Source organism: Arthrobacter alpinus (assembly GCF_001445575.1).
GTDB classification, from domain to species: Bacteria; Actinomycetota; Actinomycetes; order Actinomycetales; family Micrococcaceae; genus Specibacter; species Specibacter alpinus_C.
The window spans coordinates 1,720,820-1,732,227 of sequence record NZ_CP013200.1 but is presented as its reverse complement, the minus strand read 5'-3'; the positions used below and the strand labels follow the sequence as shown (position 1 = coordinate 1,732,227).

At 60.6% G+C, this 11,408-nt stretch carries 12 protein-coding genes; 3 read left to right on the top strand and 9 right to left on the bottom strand.

Going from position 1 to position 11,408, the window contains the following annotated elements; translation table 11 throughout:
* Window positions 1–103: 103 nt before the first annotated feature.
* The 4 genes from AS189_RS07650 to AS189_RS07635 all read right to left on the bottom strand — a co-directional run bounded on the left by AS189_RS07650 (window position 104) and on the right by AS189_RS07635 (window position 4,643).
* Window positions 104–1,855, bottom strand: a complete 1,752-nt coding sequence (locus AS189_RS07650; protein WP_082634150.1) for a BCCT family transporter — start codon at window positions 1,853–1,855, stop codon at window positions 104–106.
* Window positions 1,856–2,238: 383 nt separating this feature from the next.
* Window positions 2,239–2,667: an HIT family protein gene (locus AS189_RS07645; protein WP_062287115.1), complete on the bottom strand. Its 429-nt coding sequence runs from the start codon at window positions 2,665–2,667 to the stop codon at window positions 2,239–2,241.
* Between the two features lie 30 nt (window positions 2,668–2,697).
* Complete coding sequence (locus tag AS189_RS07640) at window positions 2,698–3,747, bottom strand: NAD(P)-dependent alcohol dehydrogenase (RefSeq protein WP_062287114.1); 1,050 nt, start codon at window positions 3,745–3,747, stop codon at window positions 2,698–2,700.
* Entirely contained in the window at window positions 3,744–4,643 is a 900-nt protein-coding gene (locus tag AS189_RS07635; protein WP_062287112.1) for a sulfurtransferase, read from the bottom strand. The genes AS189_RS07640 and AS189_RS07635 overlap by 4 nt, the downstream gene beginning before the upstream one ends.
* Window positions 4,644–4,708: 65 nt before the next feature.
* On the opposite strand from AS189_RS07635, the gene AS189_RS07630 reads away from it, so the two are divergent.
* Window positions 4,709–5,788 (top strand): PLP-dependent cysteine synthase family protein, encoded by a 1,080-nt coding sequence (locus tag AS189_RS07630; protein WP_062287110.1) that lies wholly within the window; start codon window positions 4,709–4,711, stop codon window positions 5,786–5,788.
* A gap of 29 nt (window positions 5,789–5,817) precedes the next feature.
* Here AS189_RS07630 and AS189_RS07625 read toward each other — a convergent pair whose 3' ends face one another.
* Window positions 5,818–6,474 (bottom strand): MBL fold metallo-hydrolase, encoded by a 657-nt coding sequence (locus AS189_RS07625; RefSeq protein WP_062287108.1) that lies wholly within the window; start codon window positions 6,472–6,474, stop codon window positions 5,818–5,820.
* Window positions 6,475–6,590: 116 nt separating this feature from the next.
* Between AS189_RS07625 and AS189_RS07620 the strand changes: the two genes are divergently transcribed.
* Window positions 6,591–6,998, top strand: coding sequence for a Fur family transcriptional regulator (locus AS189_RS07620; RefSeq protein ID WP_062287106.1), 408 nt, complete (start codon window positions 6,591–6,593; stop codon window positions 6,996–6,998).
* Between the two features lie 17 nt (window positions 6,999–7,015).
* Here the strand turns inward: AS189_RS07620 and AS189_RS07615 are convergent, their stop codons facing one another.
* The gene (locus AS189_RS07615) at window positions 7,016–8,092 is read right to left on the bottom strand and encodes a hypothetical protein (RefSeq protein ID WP_062287104.1); all 1,077 of its coding nucleotides are present in this window, start codon (window positions 8,090–8,092) and stop codon (window positions 7,016–7,018) included.
* A gap of 78 nt (window positions 8,093–8,170) precedes the next feature.
* Here AS189_RS07615 and AS189_RS07610 point away from each other — a divergent pair, with 78 nt between their 5' ends.
* Window positions 8,171–8,695, top strand: coding sequence for a MarR family winged helix-turn-helix transcriptional regulator (locus AS189_RS07610; RefSeq protein ID WP_082634149.1), 525 nt, complete (start codon window positions 8,171–8,173; stop codon window positions 8,693–8,695).
* Here AS189_RS07610 and AS189_RS07605 read toward each other — a convergent pair.
* From AS189_RS07605 to AS189_RS07595, 3 genes are read right to left on the bottom strand one after another with little or no spacing between them, the layout of a single operon-like run.
* Window positions 8,692–9,567: a metal ABC transporter permease gene (locus AS189_RS07605; RefSeq protein ID WP_062287099.1), complete on the bottom strand. Its 876-nt coding sequence runs from the start codon at window positions 9,565–9,567 to the stop codon at window positions 8,692–8,694. The genes AS189_RS07610 and AS189_RS07605 overlap by 4 nt on opposite strands.
* A complete protein-coding gene (locus AS189_RS07600) occupies window positions 9,564–10,424 on the bottom strand; it encodes a metal ABC transporter ATP-binding protein (protein ID WP_062287098.1) in 861 nt (286 codons plus the stop codon). The genes AS189_RS07605 and AS189_RS07600 overlap by 4 nt, the downstream gene beginning before the upstream one ends.
* Complete coding sequence (locus AS189_RS07595; protein ID WP_062287096.1) at window positions 10,421–11,347, bottom strand: metal ABC transporter solute-binding protein, Zn/Mn family; 927 nt, start codon at window positions 11,345–11,347, stop codon at window positions 10,421–10,423. The genes AS189_RS07600 and AS189_RS07595 overlap by 4 nt, the downstream gene beginning before the upstream one ends.
* Window positions 11,348–11,408 lie beyond the last annotated feature (61 nt).

The following is an 11,408-nucleotide window of genomic DNA, read 5'->3' as shown; positions in this document are numbered from 1 at the left end:
GCCGCATCACCTTCCGGCGGGTTTTCGCCAACGCCGCATCACCTTCCGGCGGGTTTTCGCCAACGCCGCATCACTTGTTGGCGAAAACTCGGCGCAATGTAGGCTACGGACCAGCCGCCGAATCTGGACCTTTGGTCTCTGGCCCGCCGGTGGATTCCGCGTCCTGCGGGTGGTGTCCAAACGGGTCAGGGTGAGGGCGTTTGTCTGCTGGGAGCCGCCCGCGCAGCCTGGCGGTGAGCGCACGTAGGTTCATCAGTGGGGAATCCTGGTTCGGGCCTTCGACTTCAAGCCCGTAGAAATCCCCGATGTGGTCAACGAAGGCCAGCCGCTTGGCTTTTTCGTAGGCGCGCGACTCGCGGGAGAACGCCCGGTAGGTAGACCAGCAAATCAAGATCAGCACAAAGCTGAAGGGCAGTGCAATGATGATTGCCGCGGTTTTCAGGGCCTCCAGCCCACCGGACAGCAGCAGGGCGCTGGCTAGGAGCGAGGTGGCCAAGGTGAAGAAGATGCGGATCCAGTTCTTTGGTTCCACGTCTCCCCCACTGGCGATCATGCCCATAACCAGTGCGCCAGAGTCGGCGGAGGTCACGAAGAAGATCACAATCATAATGATCGCCCCAATCGTGAGCACGCCTCCGGCGGGAACCTGCGCCAGCGTCGCAAACAGGGCGCCTGCGGCATCAACGCTCCCGTCCGGCCCCACCAGCCCACCCTTGCCAGAGAGCTCGGAGTACAGTGCAGTACCGCCCAGCACGCTGAACCACAGAAGTGTTACCAGAGTGGGCACAAGGATGACGCCGGCCACGAATTGGCGAACTGTGCGTCCCTTGGAAATGCGGGCAATGAAGATGCCCACGAACGGCGCCCAAGAGATCCACCAACCCCAGTAGAAGGTGGTCCACGTCGACTGCCAGGCTTCACCTTCCGCGCCCGAGAAGGCGCTGACGTTGAAGGCCATCCCGACGAAATTCTGCAGGTAATTGCCGGTGGACTGGACAAAGTTGCGCAGCAGGAACTGGGTGGGACCCACCACCAGCAGGAAGACCACGAAGATACCAGCGAGGATGAGGTTGGTGTTGGAGAGCCATTTCATGCCCTTCCCCACGCCCGAAAGCACAGAGAACAACACAAAGCACGTGATTACGGCAATGATGACCAAGTCGATGAACATCGAGGAACTGATCAACCCGGCACTTTCCAGTCCGGCGCTGATCTGCAGCACCCCAAGTCCCAGCGAGGTTGCCACACCAAAAATGGTTCCGACGAGGGCGATGACATCGATGAGGTTGCCTAGCCCGCCCTGCACCCTTCGCCCGAGCAAAGGTTCAAGCGTCCACCGGATCGAAACCGGCCGGCCGCGTCGGTGGATGGCGTAGGCCAGGGCCAGACCGATAACCACGTAAATCGACCAGGCATGCACTCCCCAGTGCAGGAAGGTCTGCGAGAGCGCATGTTGGGCGAGCTCGCCAGGGGTGCCGGTGGTGCCGGGCTTGGGCGAGGCAAAGTGACTCAGGGGCTCACTGACACCGTAGAACACCAAGCCGATGCCCATACCGGCGGCGAAGAGCAGGGAAAACCATGAACCGAGCGAGAACTCGGGCACGTCGTCGTCCTTACCCAGCTTGATGTCACCGAATTTCCCGAAGCCGAGCCACAGGCAAAAGATCACCAGGGCAGTGGCCAGCAGAACGTAGTACCAGTTGAAGTAGCCCACGATGGTGCCTTGGATATCCGAAAACAGCTTCTCGGCGACCTCGGGGGCAATCATGGCAAACGATGCGAAGATGATGACGATTGAGGCTGCTGGCCAGAATACCCAGCGATGGACCCGTGGCGTGGCTTTTGTCTCTGACATTTTCCCAGCTTAGGCGCATTTTCCTCTAAGCCACCGGGTTTCGGGCTACTGCTCAACGGATTATTTCGGCTGCCACCGTCGAAGGGCAGGATGACGCCGATAATATTCACCCCATCATCACTCAGCGGAAACGTGATGGAGGCTGCGAGCGCGTCAGCTTCGGCGGCGTCAGGCAGACCGCCATGGCGCGGCGAACGCGTGCGGCCCCCAGCTCAGAGTCACACCGGGACTCAATATTCGTGATGACCGGCCCCGGGGCTACGCACCGCGGCCACCATCGTCCACGTCTGCGCACGGTTAACTGCGAAACGGGGCGCCACTCCAAGAGTGGCGCCCCGTTCGGCATTAATGGTGCGCAGGTGCAAAGTGCACGGCCATAATAATCAGGCGGCGGGGACGAATTCCCCGTGACCGGCTGCCCTCAAGGCCACCCGGAGCTTTTCGGCGCTGGCATCCATGACCGCCGGATCCGGATTGTTATTGACGGCGGCGAAGTCGAAGTTTTCCAGACCATAGGCCGGGAACACGTGAATGTGCAGGTGCTCCACCTCGAAGCCGGCAAGGATCACTCCGGCACGCGGTGCCCCAAAAGCGGCAACTTGGGCCTGCCCGATGGTCTGGGCCACTTTCATCAGCTTCGTGAGAAGCTCCGGGGCGGCGTCTGTCCACTTATCCACTTCCAGGCGCGGGACCACCAGCACATGCCCGTCGGTCAGGGGCCCGATGGTCAGGAAGGAAACACAGTCATCGTCCTTCCAGACAAAGCGTCCAGGAATCTGACCCTCGATGATCTTGGTAAACAGGGTGCTCAAGAATTGCTCCTTACATAAAGGTGGAGGAAATTACAGAGTGGCGGTATCGAGCACAAAACGGTACTTGACATCGCCCGCCACCATGCGCTCATAAGCAGCGTCCAACTCGGTGGCGTTGACCAATTCAATGTCGGAGACAATCCCGTGCTCGGCGCAGAAATCGAGCATTTCCTGAGTCTCGGCAATCCCGCCAATCAAGGATCCGCCATAGGCCAAGCGCTTGCGGATCAGCAGGCCCGGTTCCACTGGCGGCATCTTTTCCGACGGCAGGCCCAACTGGATCAGGGCACCGTCGCGGGCCAAGGTATTCAGGTACGGATTCAGATCGTGGACCGCGGCAACCGTGTCGATGATGGCGTTGAGGGAGTGCTTGGCACCGGCCATGGATTCGGGATCCGTGGAGATGACAACGTGGTCGGCTCCAAGGGCCACGGCGTCGTCGGTCTTGGCCGGTGAGGTGGTGAAGACGGTGACCGTGGCGCCGAGCGCCTTGGCGATCTTAACAGCCATGTGGCCCAGCCCGCCGAGGCCAATCACGCCCACCGTGTCGCCGTCCTGCACATCCAGGTAACGCAGCGGCGAGTAGGTGGTGATGCCGGCGCACAGCAGCGGGGCGGTGGCTGCCGGGTCCATCCCCTCGGGGATGTGCAGCACGTAGTTTTCATCCACCACGATGCCCTGAGCGTAGCCACCCTGGGTAATGGCGTCTCCGTTGCGCCGATCAACAGCGCCGTAGGTGCCAACATTTCCGACTTCGCAGTACTGCTCGAAGCCTTCAAGGCAGGAATCGCATTCGCGGCAGGAATCTACCATGCAGCCCACGCCGACCCGCTCGCCCACGGTGAACCCCTCGACGGAGTCTCCCACGCGGCTGACTGTGCCCACAATTTCATGTCCGGGCACCAGCGGATATTTGGCCGGTCCCCATTCGGAGCGGATAGTGTGCACATCGGAGTGGCACAAGCCACAGAATTCAATAGCAATTTCAACGTCGTGCGCGCCGGGTTCGCGGCGTTCGAGGGTTGAAGGGTTTAGTCCGGATGTTGCTGAAACAGCTGCGTAAGCCTTTACTTGGGTCATCCGTCAACCCTATCGTCGTTGCCACCACTCCCGCCAGAAGCCGCTATCCCAGAAGCACCTGTCGCAACTGGCCGCTCGGGCTGATTTGCCCACGCGGAGAACGACCCCGGATACAGTGCCGCCGAAAATCCTGCAATTTCCAGTGCCGCAATCTGATGCGCCGCCGTCACACCAGAGCCGCAATACACTGCAACGTCGCTGCCCGGTTCAATTCCCAGCCCGGCAAACCGCGCACGCAATTGCGCCGCGGGCAGGAAGCTGGCATCCGCCGCCAAATTCTCGCTGGTTGGCGCGCTCACGGCCCCTGGAATGTGCCCGGGCCGCGGATCAATCGGCTCAATCTCACCCCGGAACCGCTCACCGGCCCTCGCATCGAGCAAAATTCCCGACCAGTCTGCGGCTTGGTCCGCGTCAATCGTGGCCTTTGCCCCGAAATGGACGACGGCGTCACCTTGCTCCGTGCGCTGCTCGCCTGTTGCGAGGGGAAGGCTCGCGGCACGCCAGGCGGCCAGTCCGCCGTCGAGCAGGTGAACATCTTTGAACCCGGCATAACCCAACAGCCACCAGGCGCGGGCGGCGGCGGCAGCTCCGGCGTCGTCGTAGACCACCACGGTGTCACCGGTATTAATGCCCCAGCGCCGCACCGTGGCGGCAAATTCATCCTCGGACGGCAGCGGGTGGCGGCCATCCTCGGGCCGGCCGTGTCCAGCCAACTCGGTGTTCATATCCGCGAACACGGCTCCCGGAATGTGGCCAGCGAGGTAATGGTCACGACCGTGCGGGTCCCCCAGCGCCCACCGGACATCCAGCACCACGGTGCGTGCCACACGAAAACCAGGGCCAGGCTCGGCAAAGAGGCGCGCATTCAACTCGGCAACACTGATCAGAACACTCATGGGAAGCTCCTTGGAAAAGATTCACGGGCAACTGCCAACAAATCTACTGCGCTACGCTGGCTGGCATGAACACTGCGAACGCCTCCCGGTCCTGGACGCACCACGCCATTGCCACCGTCCAAGCCGAGAACAACCGGTCAGCCGACACCCACCTGTACAAAATTGAGTTACCCGTTCACTGGGGTGTTGACCTCTATGTAAAGGATGAATCCTGCCACCGCACCGGCAGCCTCAAACATCGACTGGCCCGATCATTGTTCCTCTTTGGACTGGTGAATGGCTGGATCCATAAGGGCACCACCATTGTGGAAGCAAGCTCGGGCAGCACGGCAGTATCCGAGGCGTACTTCGCGCAGCTATTGGGGTTGGACTTTGTGGCCGTCATGACGTGGTCCACGAGCCCGGAAAAAATCGCCCTCATCGAGCAGTTCGGCGGGCGTTGCCACTTTGTGGACCATGCCAATGAGGTGTATTCGGCGGCTGCGAAGATCGCTGCGCAGAACAATGGTCACTACATGGATCAGTTCACCTATGCCGAGCGGGCCACCGATTGGCGAGGCAACAACAACATTGCCGAATCCATTTTTAGCCAGCTGGCCCATGAACCTCATCCGGAGCCCGCATGGGTGGTGGTGGGCGCCGGCACGGGCGGCACCTCGGCCACTATTGGCCGCTATCTTCGCTACCACGGACATTCCACCCAGCTTGCCGTGGTGGATCCGGAAGGCTCTGCCTTTTACCCGGCGTGGACCAGCGGCGATCTGGGGCTTCTCACGGGCAATTCCTCCCGCATTGAAGGAATTGGCCGACCTCGAGTTGAACCGAGTTTTGTCCCCGGCGTGATCGATTCCATGTTCCAGATCCCCGACGCCGCTTCCGTGGCAGCTATGGTCCATTTTGAGCAGCTGACCGGGCTGCACGCCGGGCCGTCCACGGGCACCAATCTGTGGGGTGTGTGGCAGTTGGTGGCGCGCATGGTTGCCGCCGGGGAAAAGGGCAGCATTGTGACATTAATGTGCGACGGCGGAGAGCGCTATGCGGGTAGCTACAATAACCCCACGTGGTTGGCAGAAAAAGATCTCGACCCGGCTGAGCACCTCCGCACCATCGAGAATTTCTTCACCAGCGGCACCTGGAACGGCTGAGCCTGTAGGGGCTTCGCCCGCCGTCCTTACTAAATCTCTGCCGATTGCCCCGCGTTGAGATGCCGGAACTGCACACCGTGCAGCCCTCCCATCCGGGCAATGTGCGATTCGGTAAACGCCAGTCCCTGCTCGTTGAGTAAGCCGTCGTAAATCTGGAAGGCATGCGGAGCACGTACTGAAACCACAAAGTCCACCACCTCAGACACCTTGGACCAGGGCGCATGCACCGGTACCAACAAGGTACCCACACTGACCCCGTCGGGGACTATGAGGGAGTCGCCCGGATGATAGACGTCGTCGTCAATCAGGTAGCCCACATTGGCAACCACCGGGATGGAGGGATGGATGAGGGCATGCTGACCACCAAAGCACTGCACGGCAAAGCCGGCTGCCATGAACGAGTCTCCAGGTGCGGCGTCCAGAATCCGGTCAGCAGCTTCCGGAGCCCGAACACGCAGATCACGGGCAACACCTGCCGGTGCGTGAACCGTAAGCTCCGGGGCAGCGGTGAGGACCTTGGTGAGGGCATCGCCGTCGTAGTGGTCAGCGTGTTCATGCGTGATCAACACGGCGTGAGCACCCTCCAAGGCAGTGGCGGATTCGGAGAAGATCCCGGGATCCAACACCAAGACTCGGCCCTCCTGCTCGAGGCGGACACAGGCGTGGGTGAATTTTGTCAGCAACATGATGCCAGCCTATGCCCCGAGCCCCGTGCCGCCAAGGGTCAACGGGCCGGTGGTCTGCGGGCAGGTGCGCTAGGCTGGTTGATTGAATCGAAGCATGAAGAAAGTGGGTTGTGGGCATGTCGGAAGAACCGGTGAAGGAGCAGCGCGTCACCAAGCAGCGTGTTGCCATCAGCGCCGCCATGGACACTCTGGACGACTTTGTCAGCACGCAGGAACTCCACCGTCTGCTGCACGAGGCAGGCACCCCGGTATCGTTGGCCACCACCTACCGTATTCTTGCGTCCATGGCTGACGAGGGCCTGCTGGATAGCCTGCGCAATGGCGAGGGCGAAGCCGTATACCGCCGTTGCAACGCCACCAGCCACCATCACCACCTGCTGTGCCGCAACTGCGGCAAGACGGTGGAGATCGAGGCTCCCGCTGTGGAAAGCTGGGCCGCCCGCATTGCCAAGGAACACGGCTTCACCCAGGTGCAACACACAGTAGAAATTTACGGACTGTGCCCTGAGTGCTCGGCCGCCTGAGCGCCAGACTCCTGCAGCTAGGCCGCGACAACTTCCTCAATCTCGCGGATGCTCGTGTTTTCATTGGCGAGCTGGGTCTTTCGCACACTGAACACATGCGTCAGTACCATTAAGGCGCCGCCAGGAATCAGCCATAGGACCAGCTTCAGAATGTCGGTACCCACGCCTTGTCCGGGGAAGTAGGCCAGAGTCTGCGCGCCGTGATGCCATGCGGCGCCATTCCAAAAGCTATTGAGCGCGCCAAAGATTCCCGGCTGCATCTCCGGGGCAAAAATTCCGCCTGAACTGGTGAAGTTCAACGCCACGAAAAGCAGCGTCAAGGTGGCAGTGGTCCAGTGCCGCAAGATGGGATGAAGGCCCATTCCCAACATCACAATGGCTAGAACATAAACCCATGACAGCAGCCAGGTGCCGCCGAGATGACTCTGAAGCACGCCGTAGATGGGGCCTGCAATGACCACTACGAGTGTGGCCACCACGGCAGCTGCCAGCGCTGCAAGGGCAAACCGTGTCCGCAGGCGAATCCTGCCCATGAACCCCGCCAACGGCACCGAACTTGCGTAGCCGCCAATGCTCAAGGCCACGAGCATGAAGAACAGGCCCTGACCGGTGGTGTCGTGACTGCCCACGGGATTTACGTCGAGAACCTGAAACGGCAGGTGCTGCTCGAAGGCCACCGGCATGAAGACCTTTTGGGTGATATTGGCTGTGGTCTCCGAGGCGGCGCTGGAGAGCATCAAGGTGGCCGCAGTAGCGCCGGGGGCATAGGCCGCCGTGATTTCACGCTTCACGATCAATGCCCTGGCCGCTGCTTCATCGGGAACCGTGCGCACGTCCAAGGCGTCCCCAGACTTCTCCTCCAGACCCTGGGCAAATGCCTGCATGCTGGCCGTGTTGCCCACCACCGCTACCGCCACATTGTGGGGTGCAGGCTGGTGGAAGGCACCGAGATACGCCAAACCCATGACGGTGACTAGAAAGAACGGGATGAGCATGGTCAGGCCAAGCTTGCGCCAGGCCGCCGCTGGCACGCCCTCGGGGTGCTCGGGGCGTTCGGGGTCAATAGTTGCAAGTGGTGTGCTGTGAGAGGTCATGATGAGTCAAGAATACGCCCAATGTTGCATTATGCAACATTACAAGTTGTTCCATGCAACACGTACTAGGCTGGGACCATGGAGCCCACCGTGCGCGAGAGCGATATTGAAGCAGTATTTGGCCAGTTACGCGAGATCTCGCGCCGTTCCACCGCACGCTCGCGCAGCATCGAGACGACATTGACGTTTGTTGAGGATTCACTCCTGCGTTTCATAGCCGCCTCCGACGGCGCACGGGCCACCGACATAGCTTCCGCATTCGCGCTGAACAGGTCGACCGTTTCCCGGCAGATTAACACGCTCATCACGATGGGGCTAGTCCAGTATCGAGAGCAGCACGAATATCAGGAGCACGAGCGTCAGGACCAGGCGGTAAGGGGCACAGTTCCCAACGGTGAACTCAACCCTGACCCCAACCACGCACCTAGCCCGGCGTCATCGGGCCGCGGACGCATACTGGCGTTAACCGAGTCCGGGGAGGTCCAGTTGGCCACCTCCACCCGCGTCCACCAAAGCGTGGTCAAGGACCGCTTGGCAGGATGGAGCGATCCCGAGATTGCCACCTTCGCCGCAGCACTCACCCGGTACAACGAGGTCGACTAGGCCGCTAGCGAAGGCCGGGCAGACCAGCCACGACGTCGCCGCCATGACCCAGCCACCCGGCACACCAGGTAGATCACGAACGAGAGCGTCGTGACGTACGGGCTGATGGGAATGCTTCCACCCAAAGCCAGCATGATGCCACCCACGGTGGAGATCATGGCAAAAGCCACGCTCAGCAGCACCACCATGCGCGGAGCTGCCGTCACCTGAAGTGCCGCCGCAGCAGGAGTGATGAGCAGTGCCAAGACCAGAAGCGAGCCCACCACCTGGATGGACAACGCCACCGCAATTCCCAGCAGGAACATGAACGCCAGCGACAGCGTCCGCACCGGAACGCCGCGAGCTGCGGCAATGTCGGGATCGGCGCTGGAAAAGGTCAGCGGGCGCCAAATCAGCGCCAGTCCGGCCACCACTACCAGCGCCGCCCCGGCTAGTACCGAAACTTGGGTGGAATCAACAGAGACAATTTGACCGGTAAGCAGCCCAAATTTATTGGCTGAGCGGCCGTCGTACAGGGACAAGAACAAGATACCCAGGCCTAGGCCAAAGGGCATGATGACGCCAATGACCGAGTTTTTCTCTCTGGCCCTCACACCCATCACGCCTAGGAGTAGCGCGGCAGCGATGGAACCTACCAGCGATCCTAAAATGACGTCCACACCAATGAGCAGCGCAAAAGCTGCACCAGCGAAGGACAGCTCGGCAATGCCGTGGACGGCGAACGCGAGATCGCGCATCATGACAAAGGTGCCCACCAAGCCACCTACCAGGCCAAGGATGGCCCCGGCCAGCAGCGTATCGCGAAAGAGCGGAAGCAATTCCCCGTAGTTGGTGAAATTAAAGACAGCGTCTGAAAAGTCGGTCCAGTTCATGATTGCCGCCCATCAACGGCGTTTTTGAGGGCAGCTTCCTCATCGGCGCGAGGCAAGTCTTCAACGTGACCGTCAATGACAGAATCCGGTCGCCCCACCACCACGAGTTTGCCGTCAACGTTGAGCACCTCAACCCTGGTTTGGTACAGCTGCGAGAGCACCTCGGTCCGCATGACCTGATCCGGGGAACCGAGGGTGAAACGCCCACCGGCTAGATAGAGCACCCGGTCCACGTGTTCCAAAATGGGGTTGATCTCATGCGTGACAAAAACGACGGCGGTTCCGTTCGCCGTGGCCTGTTGGGCCACGAGCGCACTCACGGCCTTTTGGTGCTGCATATCAAGAGAGAGCAGCGGCTCATCACAAAGCAAGACCTTGGGGTTCGATGCCAGCGCTTGGGCGATGCGCAAGCGTTGCTGTTCACCGCCGGAAAGCATTCCTACGGGAATCTTGGCGTAGCTGGTGGCACCCACCATTTCCAGCAGTTCATCCACGCGCTTGGTGTACGCCCGGCCACGCATCCGGAAGCCCCATTTGTGGCCGTCAACGCCCAAACCCACCAAGTCGCGGGCCCGCAAGGCAGTATCTGGGGAAAAGTTCTTTTGCTGGGGAACATAGCCAATGGTGCGGCTACCGCGTTTGGCGGGTGCGCCGTCGAGCGTCATGATACCAGAGCTCAGCGGAACAAGACCCAACAGGATTTTCAGGAAGCTGGTTTTACCGCTGCCATTTGCACCCAAGACGGCCAGAAATTCACCGGGCTGGACTTCTAAGTTGAGGTCATGCCAGAGGGTGCGTTGGCCGTACTTGAGGGTGGCTCGCTTGAGCGTGATGACCGATGGTGCTGATTCGGTCATTGTCCAGCCGCTGTATTTAGTCCTTGTTCCAAGTTACTTACATTACCAAGCATCCAGGCAAGGTAGCTCGTGTCAGCCGGCAAGGTCTCTGCGAAGTCCACCACAGGGACTCCGGCGCTCACGGCAGCAGCCTTGACCTTCTCGGTCTGGGGACTCTGGGTCTGGGTGTTGTAGGCCAACACGGCAATCGTGCCCGAGTCCATCACGCTCAGCACCAAGGTGAGCGTCGAGGCCGGAACATCGGCCCCATTCTCGATGGCGGAGGTGAACTTTTCCGGCGTCTTGTTAACCAGGCCAGCCTCGGTGAGCAGGTAGAGCGGAACCGGCTCGGTCACGGCGGCACCGGCCCCATTGTGCTTGGACCGCAACGCGGCCAAGCGGGAGCTCATGGCGCCGATCTGGACCTTGAAAGCGTCGGCCTGTTCAGTAAATGCCGCGGATTGAGCTGGCAGCTCGGCACTGAAGCGCGCGGCGAGATCATCGGCCAGCTTGACCATGGTGGGAAGTGAATACCAAACGTGCTCATTGAAGTCCGCACCCGTATCCAGACCGGACAACTCACTCACATTGATCACTTCTTTGCTGTCCAACTGCCCCTTGGCCAGCTGAGTGAAGAAGTCGTCGTAGCCTCCACCGTTCTCAATCCCAATCTGGGCTTTCGAGATGGCCAGTTTGTCCTGGGCGTTGGCTTCGTATCCATGCGGGTCAGCGTTGGCATCGGAGATGATGGTGTGAACGTTGACGTGGTCTCCACCAATGCTCTTGGCAATATCGCCATAAACATTGGTGGAGGCCACCACCGAGATGGTTCCGCTGCCGCTTGCTTCATTCCCGGACGGGGTTCCGCCGCCGCACCCTGCCAGGGTGATCGAGGCCGCCAGGGCGGCCCCCAGGATCAGAAATGAGCGACGGTTTGCAGACATGCGATTCCTTAGGGAGATGCTAATGAGAATTGTTACCAATAAGACCAGCATAGCCCATATT